The sequence below is a fragment of the Gilvibacter sediminis genome, assembly GCF_028561565.1.
Lineage (GTDB): Bacteria > Bacteroidota > Bacteroidia > Flavobacteriales > Flavobacteriaceae > Gilvibacter > Gilvibacter sediminis.
Window position 1 is genome coordinate 296,098 of sequence record NZ_JAQQTE010000022.1, and the last position, 21,029, is coordinate 317,126.

At 43.9% G+C, this 21,029-nt stretch carries 22 protein-coding genes and 1 riboswitch; of the genes, 10 read left to right on the forward strand and 12 right to left on the reverse strand.

Translation table 11 applies throughout. The features are described 5' to 3' along the window. Window positions 1-34 precede the first annotated feature (34 nt). Complete coding sequence (gene carB, locus POW22_RS13595) at window positions 35-2,887, forward strand: carbamoyl-phosphate synthase large subunit (protein WP_272833303.1); 2,853 nt, start codon at window positions 35-37, stop codon at window positions 2,885-2,887. A 68-nt stretch (window positions 2,888-2,955) separates the two neighbouring features. On the opposite strand, the gene POW22_RS13600 is transcribed toward carB, so the two are convergent. From POW22_RS13600 to POW22_RS13620, 5 genes are all read right to left on the reverse strand, one after another. After that, window positions 2,956-3,180: a hypothetical protein gene (locus tag POW22_RS13600; RefSeq protein WP_272833304.1), complete on the reverse strand. Its 225-nt coding sequence runs from the start codon at window positions 3,178-3,180 to the stop codon at window positions 2,956-2,958. Further along, complete coding sequence (locus POW22_RS13605) at window positions 3,167-4,495, reverse strand: DNA recombination protein RmuC (protein ID WP_272833305.1); 1,329 nt, start codon at window positions 4,493-4,495, stop codon at window positions 3,167-3,169. The genes POW22_RS13600 and POW22_RS13605 overlap by 14 nt, the downstream gene beginning before the upstream one ends. A 74-nt stretch (window positions 4,496-4,569) precedes the next feature. Further along, window positions 4,570-5,352, reverse strand: a complete 783-nt coding sequence (locus POW22_RS13610) for an ABC transporter ATP-binding protein (protein ID WP_272833306.1) — start codon at window positions 5,350-5,352, stop codon at window positions 4,570-4,572. After that, window positions 5,352-6,380, reverse strand: a complete 1,029-nt coding sequence (locus tag POW22_RS13615) for a FecCD family ABC transporter permease (RefSeq protein ID WP_272833307.1) — start codon at window positions 6,378-6,380, stop codon at window positions 5,352-5,354. The genes POW22_RS13610 and POW22_RS13615 overlap by 1 nt, the downstream gene beginning before the upstream one ends. 1 nt (window position 6,381) lies before the next feature. Next, a complete protein-coding gene (locus POW22_RS13620; RefSeq protein WP_272833308.1) occupies window positions 6,382-7,533 on the reverse strand; it encodes an ABC transporter substrate-binding protein in 1,152 nt (383 codons plus the stop codon). A 53-nt stretch (window positions 7,534-7,586) separates the two neighbouring features. Beyond that, a riboswitch (cobalamin riboswitch) is annotated at window positions 7,587-7,788 on the forward strand. Between the two features lie 96 nt (window positions 7,789-7,884). Here POW22_RS13620 and POW22_RS13625 point away from each other — a divergent pair. Continuing rightward, complete coding sequence (locus tag POW22_RS13625; protein WP_272833309.1) at window positions 7,885-9,813, forward strand: TonB-dependent receptor plug domain-containing protein; 1,929 nt, start codon at window positions 7,885-7,887, stop codon at window positions 9,811-9,813. 2 nt (window positions 9,814-9,815) lie between these two features. Here POW22_RS13625 and POW22_RS13630 read toward each other — a convergent pair whose 3' ends face one another. After that, on the reverse strand, window positions 9,816-11,282 hold the full coding sequence (locus POW22_RS13630; RefSeq protein ID WP_272833310.1) for a S41 family peptidase: 1,467 nt from the start codon (window positions 11,280-11,282) through the stop codon (window positions 9,816-9,818). Window positions 11,283-11,461: 179 nt separating this feature from the next. Between POW22_RS13630 and POW22_RS13635 the strand changes: the two genes are divergently transcribed. The 4 genes from POW22_RS13635 (at window position 11,462) to POW22_RS13650 (ending at window position 13,726) form a co-directional block, all read left to right on the forward strand. After that, the gene (locus tag POW22_RS13635; protein WP_272833311.1) at window positions 11,462-11,971 is read left to right on the forward strand and encodes an RNA polymerase sigma factor; all 510 of its coding nucleotides are present in this window, start codon (window positions 11,462-11,464) and stop codon (window positions 11,969-11,971) included. Next, complete coding sequence (locus POW22_RS13640) at window positions 11,958-12,404, forward strand: hypothetical protein (protein WP_272833312.1); 447 nt, start codon at window positions 11,958-11,960, stop codon at window positions 12,402-12,404. The genes POW22_RS13635 and POW22_RS13640 overlap by 14 nt, the downstream gene beginning before the upstream one ends. Window positions 12,405-12,533: 129 nt before the next feature. Continuing rightward, window positions 12,534-13,067, forward strand: a complete 534-nt coding sequence (locus POW22_RS13645; protein ID WP_272833313.1) for a DUF4252 domain-containing protein — start codon at window positions 12,534-12,536, stop codon at window positions 13,065-13,067. Window positions 13,068-13,072: 5 nt separating this feature from the next. Then, window positions 13,073-13,726, forward strand: a complete 654-nt coding sequence (locus POW22_RS13650; protein WP_272833314.1) for a DUF4252 domain-containing protein — start codon at window positions 13,073-13,075, stop codon at window positions 13,724-13,726. A 24-nt stretch (window positions 13,727-13,750) separates the two neighbouring features. Here the strand turns inward: POW22_RS13650 and purB are convergent, their stop codons facing one another. Beyond that, on the reverse strand, window positions 13,751-15,094 hold the full coding sequence (purB, locus tag POW22_RS13655) for an adenylosuccinate lyase (protein ID WP_272833315.1): 1,344 nt from the start codon (window positions 15,092-15,094) through the stop codon (window positions 13,751-13,753). A 48-nt stretch (window positions 15,095-15,142) separates the two neighbouring features. Then, complete coding sequence (locus tag POW22_RS13660; RefSeq protein WP_272833316.1) at window positions 15,143-15,763, reverse strand: adenylosuccinate lyase; 621 nt, start codon at window positions 15,761-15,763, stop codon at window positions 15,143-15,145. Between POW22_RS13660 and POW22_RS13665 the strand changes: the two genes are divergently transcribed. Beyond that, window positions 15,762-16,235 (forward strand): heme-binding domain-containing protein, encoded by a 474-nt coding sequence (locus POW22_RS13665; protein WP_272833317.1) that lies wholly within the window; start codon window positions 15,762-15,764, stop codon window positions 16,233-16,235. The genes POW22_RS13660 and POW22_RS13665 overlap by 2 nt on opposite strands. Here the strand turns inward: POW22_RS13665 and POW22_RS13670 are convergent. Further along, window positions 16,210-16,881, reverse strand: coding sequence for a Sir2 family NAD-dependent protein deacetylase (locus POW22_RS13670; protein ID WP_272833318.1), 672 nt, complete (start codon window positions 16,879-16,881; stop codon window positions 16,210-16,212). The genes POW22_RS13665 and POW22_RS13670 overlap by 26 nt on opposite strands. A 37-nt stretch (window positions 16,882-16,918) precedes the next feature. Between POW22_RS13670 and POW22_RS13675 the strand changes: the two genes are divergently transcribed. From POW22_RS13675 to POW22_RS13685, 3 genes are read left to right on the forward strand one after another with little or no spacing between them, the layout of a single operon-like run. After that, window positions 16,919-17,584 (forward strand): TrmH family RNA methyltransferase, encoded by a 666-nt coding sequence (locus POW22_RS13675; RefSeq protein WP_419181005.1) that lies wholly within the window; start codon window positions 16,919-16,921, stop codon window positions 17,582-17,584. 29 nt (window positions 17,585-17,613) lie between these two features. Further along, a complete protein-coding gene (locus POW22_RS13680; RefSeq protein ID WP_272833320.1) occupies window positions 17,614-18,135 on the forward strand; it encodes an SRPBCC family protein in 522 nt (173 codons plus the stop codon). Beyond that, window positions 18,132-18,503 carry a VOC family protein gene (locus POW22_RS13685; protein WP_272833321.1) on the forward strand — a complete coding sequence of 124 codons (372 nt, stop codon included), beginning with the start codon at window positions 18,132-18,134 and terminating at the stop codon, window positions 18,501-18,503. Before POW22_RS13680 ends, POW22_RS13685 begins: the two co-directional genes overlap by 4 nt. A gap of 58 nt (window positions 18,504-18,561) precedes the next feature. Here the strand turns inward: POW22_RS13685 and POW22_RS13690 are convergent, their stop codons facing one another. The 3 genes from POW22_RS13690 to POW22_RS13700 form a co-directional block, all read right to left on the reverse strand. Further along, window positions 18,562-18,753 carry a cold-shock protein gene (locus POW22_RS13690; protein WP_272833322.1) on the reverse strand — a complete coding sequence of 64 codons (192 nt, stop codon included), beginning with the start codon at window positions 18,751-18,753 and terminating at the stop codon, window positions 18,562-18,564. A 114-nt stretch (window positions 18,754-18,867) separates the two neighbouring features. After that, window positions 18,868-19,530 (reverse strand): PAQR family membrane homeostasis protein TrhA, encoded by a 663-nt coding sequence (trhA, locus tag POW22_RS13695; RefSeq protein WP_272833323.1) that lies wholly within the window; start codon window positions 19,528-19,530, stop codon window positions 18,868-18,870. A gap of 1 nt (window position 19,531) precedes the next feature. Then, complete coding sequence (locus POW22_RS13700) at window positions 19,532-21,028, reverse strand: S10 family peptidase (RefSeq protein ID WP_272833324.1); 1,497 nt, start codon at window positions 21,026-21,028, stop codon at window positions 19,532-19,534. Window position 21,029: the final 1 nt, after the last annotated feature.

A 21,029-nucleotide genomic window follows, 5' to 3' on the forward strand; every position in this document is an offset into this window, starting at 1 on the left:
TAATTTTATACGATTTTTAAACCAGCGAGAATTCATGCCAAAAAACGAAAAAATCAAGTCCATCCTTATCATAGGCTCAGGGCCGATTATCATCGGTCAGGCCTGTGAATTTGATTATTCAGGATCACAAGCACTTCGCTCCTTGCGCGAAGACGGAATCGAAACTATTCTGATCAACTCCAACCCGGCAACCATCATGACGGATCCATCCATGGCCGATCATGTGTATCTCTTGCCGCTCAACACAAAATCCATTGTAAAAATACTCAAAGAGCATCCACAGATCGATGCGGTATTGCCAACCATGGGAGGGCAAACTGCATTGAATCTTTGTATTGAGGCAGATGAGAAAGGTATTTGGAAGGATTTTGATGTAGATATCATTGGAGTGAATATTGATGCCATCAATATTACTGAAGACCGTGAGCAGTTCCGTAACCTGATGACTGAGATCGGTGTTGGTATGGCACCGCAAGAGACAGCAACCTCCTTTTTGAGAGGAAAAGAAATTGCCCAGGAGTTTGGATTCCCGCTTTGTATTAGAGCTTCCTTTACCCTTGGTGGAGCAGGAGCTTCTATCGTTTACGATGAAAAGGAATTCGATGAGGCACTCAGTCGCGGTTTGGAGATCTCACCTATCCACGAGGTGATGATTGATAAGGCCATGATGGGCTGGAAGGAATACGAATTGGAGCTGCTTAGAGACAGTAACGACAATGTGGTGATCATCTGTACCATTGAGAATATGGACCCTATGGGAATTCACACAGGTGATTCCATTACTGTGGCTCCAGCCATGACGCTTTCTGATAGGACTTTCCAGAAGATGCGTGATATGGCGATCCACATGATGCGTTCTATTGGAGATTTCGCTGGTGGATGTAATGTGCAGTTTGCCGTTAGCCCAGACGATGAGGAAGAGATCATCGCCATTGAGATCAATCCAAGGGTTTCGCGTTCATCAGCCTTGGCATCTAAAGCGACAGGATATCCTATTGCAAAGATCGCGGCGAAGTTGGCTATGGGTTATCACTTGGATGAATTGGAGAACCAGATCACCAAGACCACTTCGGCTTTGTTTGAGCCAACCTTAGACTACGTGATCGTAAAGATCCCACGTTGGAACTTCGATAAGTTTGAAGGTTCTGACCGTACTTTAGGATTGCAGATGAAAGCCGTTGGAGAAGTGATGGGAATTGGACGTTCGTTCCAAGAAGCCTTGCATAAAGCAACTCAGTCTTTAGAGATCAAAAGAAACGGTCTAGGAGCTGACGGAAAAGGTTACACCAACTACGATCAGATCATCGATAAATTGACGCACGCCAGTTGGGACCGTGTTTTTGTGATCTATGATGCGATTCAGTTGGGGATTCCACTTAAGCGTATTCACGAGATTACGAAGATTGATATGTGGTTCCTCAAGCAATACGAGGAATTGTATCAACTCGAAAAAGAAATTTCAAACTTCACTATTGATTCCTTAAGCAGAGATCTGCTTTTGGAGGCGAAGCAAAAGGGTTATGGAGATCGTCAGATCGCGCATATGCTGGGTTGTTTAGAGAGTGAAGTATACAACAAACGTGAAGAATTGAACATTCGTCGCGTATATAAATTAGTAGATACCTGTGCTGCGGAATTCCAAGCCCAGACACCATACTATTACTCCACCTTTGAGAACACCATGACTTCTCCAGAAGGGGAGACCTATGTAGAGAATGACAGTCCTGCTACAGACAGAAAGAAGATCATTGTACTTGGCTCCGGACCTAACCGTATCGGTCAAGGTATTGAATTTGACTACTGTTGTGTGCACGGAGTATTGGCGGCTGCAGAAGCAGGTTATGAGACCATCATGATCAACTGTAACCCAGAGACGGTATCTACAGACTTTGATGTAGCAGATAAACTTTACTTTGAACCGGTATTCTGGGAGCATATTTATGACATTATTCGTCATGAAAAGCCAGAAGGTGTCATCGTACAGCTAGGAGGGCAAACAGCGCTTAAACTCGCTGAAAAGCTGGATCGCTATGGAATCAAGATCATGGGAACCAGTTATAAGTCACTTGACTTGGCGGAAGATCGCGGAAGCTTCTCTACCTTGCTTAAAGAGAACAATATTCCTTATCCTAAGTTTGGTGTGGCTGAGACTGCTGATGAAGCCCTTGACTTGGCCGATGAATTGGACTTCCCACTATTGGTACGTCCGTCATACGTACTTGGAGGTCAGGGAATGAAGATCGTGATCAACAAGCAAGACCTGGAAGCACACGTAGTAGACCTCTTGCGCAAGATCCCGAACAATAAATTGCTTTTAGACCACTATTTAGATGGAGCTATTGAAGCAGAAGCAGACGCGATCTGTGATGGTGAAAACGTCTACATCATTGGTATTATGGAGCATATTGAGCCTTGTGGAATCCACTCCGGAGACTCCAATGCAACCTTACCACCTTTTAACCTGGGTGAGTTCGTGATGCAGCAGATCAAGGATCACACCAAGAAGATCGCTTTAGCTTTGAATACCGTTGGATTGATCAACATTCAATTCGCCATTAAAGATGATAAAGTTTACATCATTGAGGCCAACCCACGAGCTTCTCGTACGGTTCCTTTCATCGCAAAGGCTTATGGAGAGCCTTATGTGAACTATGCGACCAAACTCATGCTTGGCGATAAAAAACTGTCGGACTTTAAATTCAATCCGCAGCTAGAAGGATACGCTATCAAGCAACCGGTTTTCTCTTTCAACAAATTCCCGAATGTGAATAAACAATTGGGGCCAGAAATGAAGAGTACTGGAGAATCGATTTTGTTCATTGAAAGTCTTAAGGACGATGCGTTCTATGAATTGTATTCACGACGCAAAATGTACCTTACCAAGTAATTCAACCCTGTTCAATAAAAAAGGCGCAGTTAATCTGCGCCTTTTTTATTGTCTTTATAACTGAGCTGTTAAGTAAAGTCTCCTTTGCGATACTCGCGTATCTTTTGAATGGTTATATAGCTTAGCACTGTGGCAATGATCAGGGCAATAATGCCAAAGACGGTCATGGCTCCACCATAAGAGTCAATTACCGATTGCATCTTCTTACCCATTAAGGTGCTGATACCAGCCCACCACATGACTATGCTAAACAAGCCGTAGCCCATGATCTCCATGATCTTAATCAGTTTCATCAGACTCTGCGCGTTTTAGCAAGTTTTCATTGAGGTGCTTGGTTTGTTTGATCCCAAGCTTTTTGATCTTCTCCACACGGGTGATCAAATTGCCGCGTCCTGTCAACTTTTTCATGCTGGTCTCATAAGTGCCCGTGACGGTTTGCAGCTGTTTGCCGACTTTTAATAGATCATCCGTTAAGTTGACAAACTGATCGTAAAGCGCGCCAGCCTGTTTGGCTATTTCCAAGGCATTTTGTTGCTGCTTTTCATTGTTCCACATGCTGTCAATAGTACGTAAAGTAGCCAATAGGGTAGTCGGGGTCACAATGACAATATTCTTTTCAAACGCCCAATTGTAGAGGGTGGGTTCTGCTTGAGTAGCCAGTGCAAATGCGGGTTCTATAGGCACAAAGAGCAATACAAAATCTGGACTCTCTATCTGATACAGGTTTTGATAATTCTTCTCGCTCAGCTGATCCACATGGCGCTTTAGCGATCCAATATGCTCCTTGAGCAATGCTGGACGCTGCGATTCATCTTCTTCACTAGCAAAGCGCTCATAGGCCGTAAGGGTTACTTTAGAGTCTATGATCATCTTCTTGCCTTCCGGCAAATGTATGATCACATCGGGCAGCACGCGTTTGCCGTCTTCTGTAGTGAAACTATTTTGTACCGAATATTCTCGGTCTTTTTCTAGCCCAGATTTCTCCAAAACGCGTTCTAAGACCAATTCCCCCCAGTTCCCTTGCATTTTGCTGTCACCCTTCAAGGCTTTGGTAAGGTTGGTGGCCTCCTTGCTCATTTGCTCGTTGAGCTCCATAAGACCTTTGATTTGCTGCTTGAGTTCGGTGTGCTTTACGATGTTTTCCTTATTGGTATCTTCTACCTTTTTTTCGAAGGTTTTGATCTTTTCTTGTAGTGGATTCAAGATGGTCTCAATGCTCTCTTTGTTTCTATGGGTGAGCTTTTTAGAGTTTTCATCGAAGATCTTGTTGGCGAGATTCTCAAATTCCTTGGCGAATTTCTCCTGAAGTTTTTCTACTTCTTCCTGCTGCTCTTGACTGCGTTGTTTTAAATGATCATAAGCCGCGTTCTGCTTGGTGAGTTCATTGCCTAGGAATTCTTTTTCTTCACGCAAGCTCTCCTTGTCCAGCAAGGCGCGCTTGAACTGTTCGTCCAATTTTTCGATCTGTAAATGCTCTTGATGCAATCGTTCTTCTAAGGCCGCAGTTCTGGCGTTGAATTTAAGTCGTGCCAGTCTATTGCCTATAAATGCACCAAAGACCATGCATAGAATCGCTAATAAAACAAATAAAAATACTTCGCTCGTCATAGTTTGATAAAGATAGGGAAGCCTTTTGAACTTTCTTAGTTTTTAAGCTTCGGATAGGTGGATTTTATAAATCCTTATTTATTGAGAAAGAAGCGCTTGTTAGAGGCATCAAATTTAACGGTCTGTTCTGGAAACAGTTGCCCAATAATACCTGTCTCAACTGCCGATTCAGGAGTGTGCATAACGATCTGAGTCCCTTGAAAGATCAGGAGTTCATCACAGAGGTCCAAGGCCTGCTCTAAATCGTGCGTAGCGTAAATAATGGTCTTGCCTTCTGCCGCCAATTCATCCATCAATTTGAGCATTTTAAACTTGTGATGCATATCTAAATGAGTCGTAGGTTCATCCAGAATGATCAAAGGTGTATGCTGCGCAATGGCACGAGCTAATAAAGCGCGTTGTAACTGCCCGTCGCTAAGCTCAAAACACTTGCGGTCTTTGAGTTCCAACAGATCGGTTTTTAATAGTGCATCTTCTACGGCTTGCTTGTCTTGCTCGCGGAGCACCCCCATCCAATTGGTATACGGATGTCTTCCCAGAGCGATGAGCTCATAACAGCTCAGATTTAAAGAAATCGGAGACTTGGTCAGTACCACACTGAACAGCTTGGCACGCTCCGTCGGGCTTAAGGATTTCAACTGTTGCTTGTCAAACCAGACCTTTCCCTGCAATGGATTCAAGCTCCCATTCAAAGTTTTGATCAAAGTGGATTTACCAGCGCCATTGATCCCTATCAAACCATACAAACCACCGGTTTTAATGGTCAAGTCTATGTCTTTAGCAACTACGGTCTGCGTTTTGCCTTTACCATATCCAATGGATAGATCCTGAAGTGTGATCGCTGCCGACTTTTCCATCAGAATAAAAGTTTGCGTTTACGTACCAACAACCAAATGACCACCGGAGCTCCAAAAAGTGAAGTTACTGCGTTAATGGGTAAGGTAAATTCAGAGTAGGGAAGTTGTGCTATTACATCACAGATCAGCATCAAGATTCCTCCCGTTAAGGCTACTGCGGGTACCAGGACTCTATGATCAGAAGTATTTAAGAACAAACGGGTCAAATGCGGCACCGCCAAACCGATAAAAGCGATCGGTCCTGCAAAAGCGGTGATGGCTCCTGCCAAAATACAAGTAGCCAAAATGATCCAAAGGGTGGCGCGTTTTAATTGGACGCCTATGCTTTGTGCATAATCAGGGCCTAACAAAAGGGCATTTAAAGCTTTAATATTGAACAGGCTCATCACTATACCTATAGCAAAACACAGTCCCAATACACCTACGCTTCCCCAGGAATTTCCGCCCAGACTTCCAAAAGACCAAAAAACATAGCGTTGGAGATCTTCTGCGGGACTAAAAAAGGCCATTACCGCTACCACAGCAGCGGTGAGCGAACCAAACATGAGTCCAATGATCAAGATGGCCATGGTATCTTTTATGCGTGTGGTCACCGTCAATACAGCAAGCAATACTAAGAAACTTCCCAAGCTTGCGGCGGCAACAATGCCCCAGCTTTTAAAAGCCATTGTGGCTAAGCTTCCTCCAAAGATACCGGCACCTAAAACCAGTAATGCCACTCCCAAACTAGCCCCGCTACTAATTCCTAGCACAAAAGGACCGGCCAATGGATTTCTAAAAAGAGTTTGCATCATAAGTCCTGCAATGGCTAATCCACTTCCAACCATTAAAGCGGTGAGGGCTTTGGGCAATCTATAATTTAAAACGATATACTCCCAACTGCTGTTGCTGCTTTCTGCTCCTCCCAAAATGCTCAAAGTTTCACCTAGAGGTATACCTACAGATCCCAAACTGAGATTAAGCACAAAGAAAGCCAGTGTAAGCACGCCGCCTAATAGGAAAAACCGGAGGATGTGCTTTTGACTCATTTTATTTTAGTTGGGTAAAGAAGTAGAGTTTGTGTTCTGGGATTAGTTCAGGATGCAAAATACGAATAAGGTCTTTGAGGACCAGATCGGGTCTGTTGGGAGCCAATTCGTAATAGATCACGCCACCGGTTGGTCCTTTTAGCGTGGTAAAACTAAACACCTTTTGGTTCTTGAAGGCCTCAAATTCTGCATAGGCCGCATTGGCTTGCTCCATTTGATCCAGGGAGGTGAACTGCCCAGGGCCGATCCAAAACTCTGCAGATTGCCCTTTTTCCAGCACAGCCTCTAAACTCAAGGCCAGACTACCTTTGCCGTCTGTGTCTCCGTAGCGGTATTCGGCCTTGGCATCTTTGAGGAATTGTCCCGCCCAACTGGTTCCGTTGGGTAAATACCACACATCCTTATACATGGCACCGCTCAACACAGAAGGTGAATCGGTGGTTTCTTGCGCCAATGCTTTTACTCGGTTGTATTCGGATTCAATTTCTGTAAAAGCCTGTGTTGCCTCGGCATTCTTGCCCAAAAGGGCTCCAAAGAATTTGATCCACTCTGCTTTTCCCAAAGGATCTTGTTCCACCCAATCGCCATTATAAACCACAGGAATCCCAGATTCCTGCACACGATCTAAGGTCTTATTATCTCCATCAACTCCAAAGCCAACCACCACGTCGGGTGCAGCGGCTATGAGCAACTCTAAATTCAAATCTTGTGTACCACCGAGTTCTTTTACTTTACCAGAATCTATCAACGCTCGGGTCTTTGGACTGGAGATATAATCGGTTTGTGGAAAGCCTACGAGTTTGGTTTCTCCGCCTAGCGCTTCCAATGACGGTATATGCGTGGTAGAGGTCACTACCAAACTCTTTACTGGAACCGTTAAAATAGCGTCAAAGTTGTCCTCGGCATCCTGTAAAGGCATAGAGCGTTCTGTGTAGAGCAAGTATCTAAAGGTCTTGTCTGCATCTGGCCAGGGATCATCAACCTCTAAAATACTGTAGTCGGAATACTCAAAAAGGCGGAATCCCTGCGCATGCGTTACTGTGTTATCAACGCTCTGACGCTCAGAGGTGTCGGTAATATTTTCTTCGGAAGAGCTATTCTTGCAGGCTACTAAAGCGAGCAGAGCAAAAACAATAGAGAGGGTTTTACGCATGTTCAAAAATAATATTATTTGTCCTTTACTAAGCTCGCAGGATTTAATTTGTTTAATTTTGCGCCGTATTAGGTGGACATGGCCTTTGCTGGTTATGTTCTTAAAAGGGAATCTTGTGAAAGTCAAGAACTGTTCCCGCAACTGTAAGCGATGCCGTTGGCATTAGGAAGTTGTTAAAGCGCCACTGTTTCTCTAGAAATGGGAAGGCCAGCTTCCGCAGCAAGTCAGGAGACCTGCCTAAAACGATCATTATTAGTTAAACTTTCGGGATAAAAGTTTTGCATGCTGATTCAGTCCACAGAGGACTGAGCATACTTGCCACATCTTTTATTCCAGTAAACATCTTTTAAAATGAAGAAGATTCTTTGTATTACTGGAATGGTGTTGGGTTTTGCCACTGTCGGATTTTCACAGACCGATGGACGTGAGCAGGCCTTAGACACTGTTTTTTTAGATTCCAAAACACCTTTGACCTCTGCCAATAGCGGAAAGATCATCACCACGATCTCTGCGGAGCAGATCGCTCAAGAACCCAACAGTTCTGTAGCACAATTGCTCAATCGCGCGGCGGGGATTGAGATTAACGGAAGTCGTTCTAATGGAGGGCAGAACCTCGGTTATTTTGTTCGCGGCGGTAGAAACCGTCAGGTTGTTGTTTTGATCGATGGCGTTCAAGTGAACGATCCTTCGCAGATCGCCAATGATTTTGATCTGCGTTTGTTGCCTGCCTCGGCCTTTGAAAAAATTGAAGTGCTCAAAGGCGCTTCTAGTGTGCTTTACGGTTCAGGGGCTGCAACAGCAGTGATTTCCTTGACCAGTAAAAAGAATCATGACAAAGTATTTGGCGTGCAAGCCAGTACCAGCTTATCTACAGAAAACTCAAGTGAGAACACCGGTTTTGGAATTCAAACCTTCAATAATTCGGCGCGTTTAGGCGGATCTTATAAAGGTTGGTCGTACCAAATGCAGATTGATCATCAATCACGTACAGGACTTTCTGCGGTAGCTGCGCCAGAAGGGGAGCCAGCTTTTGAGAATGATCCATTCAATTCCTATTCTGCGACTGCAACTGTTGGTTATGCGTTTAATAATGGATTGAGTATTAGCAGAAGCTTTACTAATGCTCGTTTTAAAGCAGCCTTTGACAATTTTGACTATTCCGACGCAAATAATTTAAGCACGACCCAATTGGAACAGTTGCGTGGTAATTTGACCTACCGTTACCAAAAAGGACGTGTAGTGGTAAACGATGCCTACAGTTGGACAGAGCGCGATATTGAGTCTTCTTTTCCATCGCGTTTTGACAGCCGTTTCTTTGCCGTGGATGGTTTTTGGAATCACCAGTGGAGTAAGCAATTTAGCACCGTGGTTGGGGTAAATGCGCAATTCAGTGATTTTAACAGCTTCTCCATTCCATTTGGACAGACCGAGTTTAACCAAGACATCAACGACCAAACTGCAGACTTTGATATCATTGACCCTTATTTGAATGTGGTGTATCAAAGCGATTTTGGATTGAACCTGAATGCGGGAGTGCGTTTAAATACACACAGCAATTATGACAACGCCGTAGTTTATCACATCAATCCTTCTTATAATACCCAGTTAGGAGATCTTAACGCCAAGGTTTTAGCGAGCTATAGCACTGCCTATATTACACCGAGTCTGTTCCAATTGTTTGATCCTAGCTTTGGAAATTTGGAGTTAGATCCTGAGAACAATCGCACTATAGAAGCTGGTTTGGCTGTGGGGAAAGCAGAATCTTTCCAGGTGAGTGTTGTTTATTTTAACCGTTTGGAAGAAGACTTTATTGACTTTGTTACGGTAGATCCAGATCTTTTCATCTTCCAGTATCAAAACATTACGGAGGATTTCACGGCCAGTGGAATTGAAGTAGAGGGACAGTTCACAACAGGTCAATTCCGCTTTAACGCTAATTATACCTACACCAAACCAGACGAACGCTTCAACCTGCGTATTCCGGAGCACAAATTAAATGCGAATCTAAACTACCAATGGACACAGAAGTTCAACACTGGTTTGCAATATCAATACAACGCCGAACGTGAGGATGCCTTTTTCAATTCTGTGAGTTTTGAGAATGAGGCGGTAACCCTAGATGCCTTTGGAATCTTGGATTGGTACGGGCAATATCGCTTAAACGACGCTATTCAATTCACAGCACGCATAAACAACCTACTCAATGAAGAGTACGAGGAATTGTTTCGTTTTCAGACTTTGGGCAGAAACTTCAGCCTGGGAATGAATATTAACTTATAAGCCTATTTAAAGTTACCTGTGAATTTAGGTAAGGGAAGATCGTAGATCATCTCATTAAAAAATGGCAACTGCTCTTTGCGGCCTGAGACTTCTTTAAGTTCTGGGCCGCTTGTTTTTGGCGCAGCGCCAAATCCGGCTCCGGTGATCTGATTCAAGGCCTCTGCCAATAAAGGTTCGTTCACATCTCCTAAGGTCCCCAAATTGCTGTAATCTTCTCTCAGTTCCGTGTCTGGAACCAAGCCGTCAAAATAATCCGTTACGCCATCTGCATTGAGTGATTTTAGGATCAAAGGCTGCATGGCATAAGTGTGATCTGGATTTGCCCCCGTACGCCCAAAGTTCTCCGAGTCATATAGGGTAGTGGAGGCGGTAAACTTTCCAGTAGTGGTCCCGCCGATCTGAACCACATTGATCCACGGATCCAAGCCGTTGATCACCAATTCACTGGCTGAGGCCGATCTGCGGGTGGTCAAAATATAAACGTTGGTCAAGTTCAAGCTGTTCAAGCTCGTTCCGTTACGGGTATCGTTTCTAAAGCGATTCACCAAGCGCTCTGGGTCATTGGCTTCAAAGAAAGCTTGATTGTCATTGTTCCACTGTTCTGTGGTAAAGATCTCTCCGGTGAATTGCCCTGTGATCATGCTGGAAAGACTGATTGCACTTAGCACTGAACCTCCTGGGTTGTAGCGCAGGTCTAAAACCAGGTCAGTAATGCCATTGGCAGCAAACTGTCCAAAGGCATCATTGAGTTGCTCATCAAAATTAGAAGTGAAGCCGTTGTACATCAAGTAGCCGATGTTCTGTCCACTTACATTTAAAGTCTCTGCTACTAGAATAGGGTTCTCCGTATATTCTGCCTTAGTGAGGGTTACTTCTTCTCCGGTTGGTGTAACCGTATCGCCATCAAAAGTGGCTAAACCAATGGTGTAAGTGTCGGCACTAAAAAGACCTCTAAAGTTATCGTTGTTGATCTGCTGCCCGTTGACGGTATTGAAGACTACACCGCGGGTCAAACCTTCTGCTTCTGCGCTAGTCCCTGGCAGCACATAACGCACATAGCCAAAGATCTCAAATTCGCTATCTGGGTAGAAAACCAAACCGAACTCCATGCCGTTATTCTTGGTGATCCCTTGAAACTGCTGTTCTAAAGCGATATAATCATCCACTAAAAAGCTAAATCGATCTACAGTCCCAGGTTGAAATAACAGATCGTCAAAAATGGCTTCTGGACTTGGGTATGAGGCTGTAAAGGCTGATTTCTCTTCAACGGTTGCAAAACGATCGTTGGCCAGATTAGGCACATCATCCTTATAGAGATAAAAGGCATTGAGGCCATTCCAAATAAAGTCGTTTATGGTAAAGGCAACGTTTCCGTTAATATTGGTCAGGTTATCGTCTTGATCTTCAAAACAGGCAACGGTAGTAAATACCAAGAGCACCGCCGCGCTAAGTAGGGATAATTTTCGCATAGCTTTTTTTAATAAAGGCAACATGAACTGTGCCATTTCCTATTGAGTCGATAAAACTTTTAGTTCCTTGCTAGACAGGGCTAAAACACAGCTTCCTTGCGAATTTAAACTTTTTTTGTAACAAAAAATTGCCTGGTTCGTCCTAACTTCAGAAGCGCATAATTGCCAACCATCAGAAAATGAAACAACAGGAGTTCTTAAACATAGTATTGCCCTTTAGGGATAAGATGTATCGTTTAGCGCGAAGAATCCTAGTTTCTTCTGATGAGGCAGAAGATGCGGTTCAGGAAGTTCTTTTAAAGTTGTGGAAGGGAAAAGAACGCATGAGCAACTATAATAATCCAGAGGCTTTTGCGATGACCATGACCAAAAACTATTGTTTGGACCGATTGAAATCCAAACAAGCCGGGCACTTGAAGATCGTGCACAGCAACTACCAATCACCTCACGCCAGATTGCAAGATCAGGTAGAGGCCAATGACGGAGTTCGCATGGTCTTTGAGATCATGGAAACCTTACCCGAGCAACAAAAGATGATTATTCAGCTGCGTGATGTAGAACAATATGAATTTGATGAGATCGCAGAAATATTAGGAATGAAACCCACTGCCATTCGTGTGGCCTTGAGCCGAGCGCGTAAAACAGTACGGGAAGCATTGATAAAAAAATACAATTATGGAGTTAGCTAAGATAGAATCCCTATTGGAGCAGTATTTTGAGGGAAACACCACCCTAGAGCAAGAAGCTCAATTACAGCAGTACTTTGCTACTGCAGACCTGCCGGACCATTTGGCCCCGTACAAAGACCTCTTTGCAGGCTTTGGGTATATGCGTCAGCAGAAATCAGAAACAGAATTCGTGGTGCCACAAGTCAAAAGACGCAATCCAATTTGGGGTTATGCCGCCGCAGCACTAATTGGAGTGTTATTGAGTGTTGGAGTCTTTATGAACAACAACGCAGACGACGCACCGACCTTGACCGCCGAACAACAAGAGGCTTTGGAAGCCTTTGAAGAAGCTAAGAAGGCCTTGCAAATGTTGTCTGGGAATCTCAATGACGGAATTGAGGGGATGGCCTACCTGAATGAATTTGACAAGGCCGCAGAACAGATTTTTAAGTAAGATTAATCAATCAAAAAACAACGTATGAATTGAGCGTAGTTTTCTTTGGAAGACTATGTCAAAACAAGACGGAACCAGATAAAGTGTTGAAGGAACCGCTTGTTTAACCTAAATCACAAATTAAGAAAGATGAAACGAGTTATAATTTTAGTAATGGCATTTGTAGTAACGGCAACCGGATTTGCTCAAGATGTTTTTGACAAATACGAGACCAACGGAAAAGTAACTTCCTTTGTTGCTACCGCCAAGATGTTTAAGTTGATCAGAGATATCGACTTTGAAACCGATGATCCAGAAGCGCAAGCTTACAAAGACCTTATTGACAATATTGACAATATCCGTGTTTTTGTAACAGAAGATGAAGCCACCCGTAACGATATGAACACAACGGTGACTAATTACCTAAAGAGCAATTCCAAACTGGAAGAGTTGATGCGCGTAAGCAGTGACGGAAAGCGTGTTCGTTTTTATTCTCAAGACGGAGAGAGTGAAGGTTTTGTAAAAGAACTTCTCATGCACGTTACCGGTGATATTGACGGCAAGCAAATGTCCGTGATCATGAGCCTTACTGGAGATTTGAACTTGAGTCAGATCTCGCAACTCACTAAAGATTTAAAGTTGCCAGGTAGCGAAGAGCTCAAGAACATCGATAACAAAAACTAACCCTATTGAAACATTTATTAGCATTATTTAGCTTAAGTATTCTCCTCGCTGCAACCTTAGTAAGTTGCAACGAGGAGCCTACTTTACAGTCCTACTTTGTAGACAAACAAGAAGACAGCCGTTTTGTGAAATTTGATCTGCCTTCCAGCCTGATCACAGAAGACAGCGATCTGCTCAACGCAGAACAAAAAGAAGTGATGCAGTCTGTGCGTAAGCTGAACATTATGGCTTATCCTATTAAAGAAGGAGATTCTTTGAAGGCAGAGTATCAGATCGAAAAGCAAAACGTGATTGATATCTTGGCTAGAGAACAGTATCAGACCTTGATCAGTTTTGGTTCTCCAACCCAAGGTGCTTCTTTGAAGTTTGTTGGTGAGACGGACGCCATTGACGAATTGGTGATCTTTGCCAGCGATGAAGAACGCGGTTTTGCAATCTTTAGACTGACTGGGAACGATATGGATCCGGAGAAGTTTGTCAATATGATGCGTTCCATAGAAACCGGAGATCTAGATGTGAGCCAAATGAACGGATTGGGACAACTCTTTGATACCAGTGAAGAAGACTATGACGATTCTTGGGAAGACCAAGAAGGTTGGGTAGACGACGAGCAAAATCAAACCCAATTGGATTCCATCATCGACGAGATCGAGGACTAAGCAAGATTAAAACATTATGGGATATTAAATCCCCGTATAGGATGCTGGTGTAATAGCCAGCATTTCTTGTTTTAAGGCGTCAGATACATCCAAAGATTTAATAAAAGCGGCCATGGTCTGCTGGGTAATGGCTTCATTGGTCCGCGTAAGTCCTTTTAAGGCCTCATACGGATTTGGGTAGGCTTCGCGACGCAGAATCGTCTGAACCGCCTCAGCAACTACTGCCCAATTGTTTTCAAGATCATCAGCGAGGGCTTGCTCATTCAATAATAGTTTGCCCAAACCTTTGAGCGTGGCTTGCATGGCAATTACCGTATGCGCTAACGGCACTCCGATATTTCGCATCACCGTAGAATCCGTGAGGTCACGTTGCAATCGGCTTACAGGAAGCTTTGCAGCCAAATGTTCAAACAAGGCATTGGCAATTCCCAAATTCCCTTCTGAATTCTCGAAGTCAATAGGGTTCACTTTATGTGGCATAGCCGATGAACCTACTTCACCTTTTTTGATCTTCTGCTTGAAGTAATCCATAGAGATGTACGTCCAAAAATCACGATCCATATCCAGGATGATCGTATTGATGCGCTTTAGGCCATCAAATAGTGCAGCCATGTGGTCGTAATGCTCAATTTGTGTGGTTGGGAAGGAGTGGTGAAGTCCGAGTTTTTCCTGCACGAAATCCGTAGCAAAACCTTTCCAATCAATTTGTGGATAGGCCACTTGATGTGCGTTGAAGTTACCCGTAGCTCCTCCAAACTTAGCAGCACTTTTTACATCATTCAAAAGGTCTAATTGCTCCTTTAAACGAACCACATAAACATCGATCTCTTTCCCCAAACGGGTAGGAGAGGCCGGTTGTCCGTGCGTACGCGCTAACATAGGAATGTCCTTCCAGGCTTCAACAAGACTTTCTAATTTCTGGATCAGCTCTAAAAAGACAGGAATGTATACATCATTTACAGCTTCTTTTAAAGACAAAGGCACTGCCGTGTTGTTGATGTCTTGAGAGGTGAGTCCAAAGTGAATGAATTCCTTTTGAGCGCCAATTCCCAAACGATCAAATCCTTCTTTGATGAAATACTCCACGGCTTTTACATCGTGGTTGGTAACCCCTTCAATTTCTTTGACGCGCTGGGCGTCTTCTGAACTGAAGTCGGTATAGATCTTTCGCAGAGCATCGAATTGGCTGTGGTCAAAATCAGCGAGCTGAGGCAAGGGCAATTCACACAAGGCAATGAAGTATTCCACTTCTACCTGAATGCGGTATTTGATCAAGGCTTCTTCCGAAAAATAATCGGCTAAGGCACTTGTTTTACTCGCGTAGCGTCCATCAATGGGTGAAATTGCACGAAGGGCCGTATTGCTCATCTTGGCTGATTTTTAAGAAAGGGCTAAGATACGTTTTAAAACGAAATTTTAAGGGGTCTTTCCAGCCTGAAATTTCTCGATCTTGGCCAAAAAGGTTCGGGTGCGGGCTTTGTAGCCTGCGGAGTGTTTGGCGTAACCTTCTTGCAGGATCATTTGTAGCTCTGGGTGGACCCAATCGAACTCAGTTCCCAAATAATACAAACTTTGGATGCTATAGGCCTTGCAAGCTACCTTTTCTTCATTGATGACCCAGTCAAAACAAGCTGCAGTCAAGGCTTCCCGATGTTCTCGATTTAAAGAAGATCGCACGGCGTCATTAATATCTTTGTAGTATGCCAGACAAAGCAGTTCTGTGATCTTGGCAAAAGGTCTTTTAGCTTGATCTTTTTTGAGCTCGGGAACAATAGTACAGTACAGATCCAAATGCGGCAGTAAGAGTTCCATACGCGCCTTACAGACAAATTCCAATACCCAGGCAGCCTTGTGAGAACGATCGGTTGACTCGTCTGCACAGAATTTCAAGAGGTCCTCAAAGGAGTCTGGATTTTTCAGGACCCAATCTGCCGCCTGCTGCCTACTAGCTCGGTAGGCCTTAGCGTAATTTAACGTTTCTTCAAGAGCTTCTCGCGACAATTTGTTATACTTTGATCGTTCAACTAACTGGGACATGAAGATACTTAAAAAAGTCCTCACCTTGGCTTTGGTAGCCTTTGTGGTGATGCAGTTCTTTCGCGTAGAGAAGAACGAGGCACAAGGAGATTATTTAGAAGCATTTGTTGCAGAGACCAATCCGCCTACTGAAGTCATGGAAACGCTTAAAACGGCCTGTTTGGATTGTCACAGTAATAATACGCGTTACCCTTGGTACGCTGAGATCGCTCCGATCTCCTTTTGGTTGGATGATCACATTCGTCACGGCAAAGGCGAACTAAACTTCTCGGAATGGGGAAGCTATGCTAAAGGCCGTAAAGATCATAAGATGCAAGAGATCATTGAGCAGGTAGAGAACCGTTGGATGCCCATGACCTCTTACACCAAGGTGCATAAAGATGCTATTTTGACTGAGGAGCAGATCACAAGTATAGTGTCTTGGGCCGGGCAATATCGGGCTCTGATCAACTTAGGAGATCGACCACAGTAGGGATGCCTTTTGTAGCGGTCTGATCGATTACCTGAATGCGCCCTCCAGAAGCAATAGCGGGATTGGGGTCTACAAAAAAGATAGGCGTATCCACAGGTGCATAATTTAAAAGCCCAGCTGCAGGATACACTTGCATAGAGGTGCCCACAATGATCAGCGCCTCACAGCGGCTTACCATTTCTACTGCTTTTGGGATCAGTGGGACGTCTTCTCCAAACCACACAATATGCGGCCTGAGCTGATGTCCGTTTTTACTTAAGTCTCCCAGATTTACATCTTTTTTCCAAAGCTTGATATCATCATGGTATTTGCTGCAACGAACCTTTAAGAGTTCGCCGTGTAGGTGCATCACCATGGAACTCCCGCCGCGTTCGTGAAGATCATCCACATTTTGGGTGATGATATCAACCTCATGACTAGCTTCAAGAGCAGCAAGAGCCTTGTGGGCAGTGTTGGGTTCAACCTCTAAAAGTTGTCTTCTGCGCTGGTTGTAAAAATCAAGAACCAGTTCTGGATTGGCCCGCCATCCCTGCGGAGAGGCTACTTCCATAACATCGTGACCTTCCCAAAGGCCATTGGAATCTCTAAAGGTTTTTAATCCACTTTCTGCGCTGATACCAGCACCACTGAGTACGGTGATCTTCATTTGATTGGTGAGCTTGAGAATATTTACTAATTTACAAATTATGGACGCCGATCTATTTGCTTATTTAGAGGATTTTTTAACCCCGAGAAGGCGGGAATTGTTCAAGGATATCCTCGCCCGTAGAACCAAACACATTACGGTAGTTACAGAAGGGGTTTACCAGCTTCATAATACATCTGCCGTGGTGCGTAGCTGTGATATTTTTGGTATTCAGGAGTTACACGTCATTGAAGAGATAGAAGGCCGTCGTATTGATAAAGAGATCGCTATGGGTGCTCAGAAATGGGTGGATGTGATTCGCTATGATTCTGTGGAGTCGTGTATTGCGACCTTACGTGATCAAGGATATAAGATCATTGCAACCACACCTCATGGAGAGGCCGTGGGGCCTAAAAAGCTCAACATTACCCAAAAGATCGCCTTGTTCTTTGGCAAAGAAGGTGACGGCCTGAGTGACTATGTGATGCAGCACGCCGACGCACATTTGACCATACCGATGTATGGTTTTACCGAGAGTTTGAATATTTCTGTAGCGGCTGCTATTAGCCTTTATGAATTGTCGGGCAGACTTCGGTCAGAGGGTATCAATTGGGAACTAACTGCTGATGAGATCAAGCAAAAGCGCATTGATTGGACGCTTAAAAGCATAAAGAATGCGGATCAGATTATAGATCGGTTTTTAGAAGATCGAAATAATGGTTAGCTTTAATGACTAACTAAACTTCTTTCGATATGATTGTCCTCTATATTTTAGGCGGACTGGTAGCGCTTATAGCCCTATTGGCCCTTATCGCCCCAAAGAGTTATCACGTAGAACGTACTATCGTTATCAATAAGCCCAAAGATGAGGTTTTTGAGTATTTGAAGTACATTAAGAATCAAGACCATTGGTCGCCTTGGAAGGCCAAAGACCCGAATATGAAGCAAGAATTCGTAGGTGAAGACGCTACGGTCGGTTTTATTTCTAAATGGGAAGGTAACAAAGATGTGGGTGTCGGGGAACAGGAGATCAAAAAGATCGATGAGGGCCACCGTTTGGACACTGAGCTTAGATTCTTCAAACCTTGGAAGTCACAAAGCGATGCCTACATTCAAACTGAGGATCACCAGGACGGGACTAAAGTCAGCTGGGGGTTTACAGGAAATAACCCGGTGCCCATGAATATCATGATGCTCTTTTTCAATTTTGATAAGGCGGTCGGGAAAGATTTTGAAGAAGGCTTGAGTAAACTCAAAAGCATTTTGGAATCATGAGCAGTGTTGTAGCCAATTGGTTTGAGATTCCCACTACAGATATTAATCGAGCCAAGTCTTTTTATGAGTCTATCTTGCAGTGTGAGATGCAGCTGGTCAATACAGGCGGATTTGATATGTGTTTTTTTCCAGGCGATGGAGCCCAAGGCGCTACTGGAGCTTTGATCAATCATGAACAATATACGCCCAGTCATGCAGGAACTTTGGTCTATTTAATGACTCAGGATGTTGCTGAGCCGCTGATTCGCGTGGTGGAGGCTGGTGGTAAGATATTGCGAGAAAAGACCTTGATCGCTCCAGAGCACGGTTATATGGGAGTGTTTGAAGATACTGAAGGCAACCGCGTAGCACTTCATTCCAATCAATAAAAAAACCGCGCCAGAGGCACGGTTTGTCGTAAAAGTGTATGTCTTAGATCAATTTGAATTAAGCCAAGCGAACATTAACTGCGTTCATACCTTTTTTTCCTTCTTTTAATTCAAATGATACTTTATCGCCTTCTTTAACTTCATCAGCTAGTCCGGAAATGTGAACAAAGTAATCCGTGTTTGAATCATCTTCAGTGATAAAGCCATAGCCTTTATCATCGATGAAGAACTTTACGGTTCCGTGTAACATAAAAAATAATTAATAATACTTAGTTGCAAAGGTAAGGCTTAATACAAGGCGGAATTCAATAAAACTGAATTAATCCACAGAAATTGTTAAAATTAATTTAGCGGTAACACTCTCTTAGCTTTGTAATGACAGATAAACAGCGAAGAAATGACAGATTGTTCCTCCTAAAACAAAGACGTGAAATATTGCGTGATTGAACCTCAAATTGGGTAAACTGTACAAAACTGCGCCTACAGTGTAGGAAATTCCTCCTGCTAAGAGGTACCACAGTGAGACGGAATCCAAATTGTTGATCATGGGTTTTACTGCAAATATGACCATCCATCCCATAGCTACATAGAGTATGGTAGACAGCTTATCGTAGCGCCCGGTAAAAAAGAGTTTAAGTACAACTCCGCCTATGGCCAGTCCCCAAGTAATCCCAAACAAAATCCAGCCAACAGTGCCGTTCAAGGTGGTGAGTGTAAACGGAGTATAGGTGCCCGCGATCAATAAATAGATCGCGGCATGATCAAAAATTCTAAAGCGCCTCCTTAGTTTAGGTTTTTTGCTCCAGTGATATAAGGTAGACGCCGCGTATAGAATGATCATACTCCCTCCAAATACACTCCAACTCACAATATGCCATGTAGAACCTTGGGTGCTGGCCTTTACTACCAATAGGGGTAGTGCCGCCACAGCCAAGAGAAATCCAATTCCGTGTGACCAGATATTGAGCTTTTCCTCCATAGCGGAGTAGGTAACCAGATCGTGATGTTGGGGCGCGGAATCTTCCATATCAATATTTAGCTGACTTGCCTTTGTTGGTCGTTTTTAAAATAAAGGCACGCAGATCATTATTAGCTGCCTCAAGGTCTTGTCGGCGTAGATACATCATGTGTCCCGAGCGATATCCTTTAAATTCAAAACGGTCTTTCATACGTCCGCTTGGGTCAATTTGCCACATGGTATACTTAGCATTGAAATAGGTAGTGGCGCCGTCGTAATAACCCGATTGCACCAAAACGTTCAAATAAGGATTCTCTGCCATGGCGGCACGCAAATCGTCGCGAACATTGTTATTTCTATTGTCCCAAGGTCTCACAGGGCCGAACATATTGTATTTCAAATCGGTTTTAAAGTTGAGGTGTTCTCTTATGTAGTAATTGATCGCAGGAGTAAACGAGTGCAGCCAAGAGGTGATCTCAGAATTGTAATCTGGTCTTTCTCCAGCGATGGTCTTATCCAAACCTAAATAACGAGAATCCAAGCGGCCAACCGTATACCCGCTGCGTTCACGTAAGAGATCTTTCCAAAAATAATCCGTTGGTACGTCTAAATTCAAGTCTAGGATCGTCTTTTTACTAAGCCCTGAATAATAACTCATTTTGGTCGCAATGGCATCTTTCTCAGCATCCGAAATAAATCCGCCTTTAGCTAAGGCAGGCATGAGTTCATCAACGGCAAAAGCTTCTGCTTCTGGCAATACCTCTAAAAGGTCTTTGCTCTGCAAATCTGCAGGCAATACCTTGTGATGCCAAGCGGTAGCCGTGTAATAGGGGAGGTTTAGTGCAGATTCTACGGGTACATCACTATTGAAAACCAAATAGTCTGCCGGGGATACCATGATCACCCCGTTTAAATACATCCATTGAGCTCCTTGAAGCTCCTTGGCCAAGCCCATCACGCGCGTTCCACCATAGCTCTCTCCAATGATATATTTTGGAGATCGCCAACGGTTGTTGCGAGTCACAAAGGTATTGAGCCATTCGGCCAGGTATTCAATATCGGCATTGATCCCAAAGAACTTGGATTTGTCTACCTCTTTGCCCATGGCAGGAATGGTTCTGGAATATCCCGTATTGGCAGGATTTATAAATACAATATCAGCCACATCCAAGATAGAGAAGGGATTCTCTTGTACTCCATAAGGCTGTACGGGATAGCCTTCATCATCAATCTTCAAGGTTTTTGGCCCTGTATAGGCCACATGCATCCAAACAGAAGCAGAACCCGGTCCGCCGTTAAAGGACATGATCAAAGGTCGCGCTTCTTTACTGCCCACATCTGTGCGTTGGTAGTAGGTGTAGAACAAACTTGCAATGGGGTTCCCGTTTTCATCCCAAACGGGTTGTGTTCCCGTAGTTGCAGAATAGCTTACTGCTTTGCCCATGATCGTGGTCTTGTGATTGGTGACCACTGTAGTGTCAATGGGGAGTTCTACTTGTTGTGCGAATCCCACACTTGATAAAAATACCGCTACTAGTGCTACAAAGAAATGTTTGGTTGTTTGCATG

Bases quoted from the DNA above. Each gene is read 5' to 3' on its own strand.
- carB (WP_272833303.1), top strand. From the start codon at position 35: ATGCCAAAAAACGAAAAAATCAAGTCCATCCTTATCATAGGCTCAGGG.
- POW22_RS13600 (WP_272833304.1), bottom strand. From the start codon at position 3,180: ATGAAACTGATTAAGATCATGGAGATCATGGGCTACGGCTTGTTTAGC.
- POW22_RS13605 (WP_272833305.1), bottom strand. From the start codon at position 4,495: ATGACGAGCGAAGTATTTTTATTTGTTTTATTAGCGATTCTATGCATG.
- POW22_RS13610 (WP_272833306.1), bottom strand. From the start codon at position 5,352: ATGGAAAAGTCGGCAGCGATCACACTTCAGGATCTATCCATTGGATAT.
- POW22_RS13615 (WP_272833307.1), bottom strand. From the start codon at position 6,380: ATGAGTCAAAAGCACATCCTCCGGTTTTTCCTATTAGGCGGCGTGCTT.
- POW22_RS13620 (WP_272833308.1), bottom strand. From the start codon at position 7,533: ATGCGTAAAACCCTCTCTATTGTTTTTGCTCTGCTCGCTTTAGTAGCC.
- POW22_RS13625 (WP_272833309.1), top strand. From the start codon at position 7,885: ATGAAGAAGATTCTTTGTATTACTGGAATGGTGTTGGGTTTTGCCACT.
- POW22_RS13630 (WP_272833310.1), bottom strand. From the start codon at position 11,282: ATGCGAAAATTATCCCTACTTAGCGCGGCGGTGCTCTTGGTATTTACT.
- POW22_RS13635 (WP_272833311.1), top strand. From the start codon at position 11,462: ATGAAACAACAGGAGTTCTTAAACATAGTATTGCCCTTTAGGGATAAG.
- POW22_RS13640 (WP_272833312.1), top strand. From the start codon at position 11,958: ATGGAGTTAGCTAAGATAGAATCCCTATTGGAGCAGTATTTTGAGGGA.
- POW22_RS13645 (WP_272833313.1), top strand. From the start codon at position 12,534: ATGAAACGAGTTATAATTTTAGTAATGGCATTTGTAGTAACGGCAACC.
- purB (WP_272833315.1), bottom strand. From the start codon at position 15,094: ATGAGCAATACGGCCCTTCGTGCAATTTCACCCATTGATGGACGCTAC.
- POW22_RS13665 (WP_272833317.1), top strand. From the start codon at position 15,762: ATGAAGATACTTAAAAAAGTCCTCACCTTGGCTTTGGTAGCCTTTGTG.
- POW22_RS13660 (WP_272833316.1), bottom strand. From the start codon at position 15,763: ATGTCCCAGTTAGTTGAACGATCAAAGTATAACAAATTGTCGCGAGAA.
- POW22_RS13670 (WP_272833318.1), bottom strand. From the start codon at position 16,881: ATGAAGATCACCGTACTCAGTGGTGCTGGTATCAGCGCAGAAAGTGGA.
- POW22_RS13680 (WP_272833320.1), top strand. From the start codon at position 17,614: ATGATTGTCCTCTATATTTTAGGCGGACTGGTAGCGCTTATAGCCCTA.
- POW22_RS13685 (WP_272833321.1), top strand. From the start codon at position 18,132: ATGAGCAGTGTTGTAGCCAATTGGTTTGAGATTCCCACTACAGATATT.
- POW22_RS13690 (WP_272833322.1), bottom strand. From the start codon at position 18,753: ATGTTACACGGAACCGTAAAGTTCTTCATCGATGATAAAGGCTATGGC.
- trhA (WP_272833323.1), bottom strand. From the start codon at position 19,530: ATGGAAGATTCCGCGCCCCAACATCACGATCTGGTTACCTACTCCGCT.
- POW22_RS13700 (WP_272833324.1), bottom strand. From the start codon at position 21,028: ATGCAAACAACCAAACATTTCTTTGTAGCACTAGTAGCGGTATTTTTA.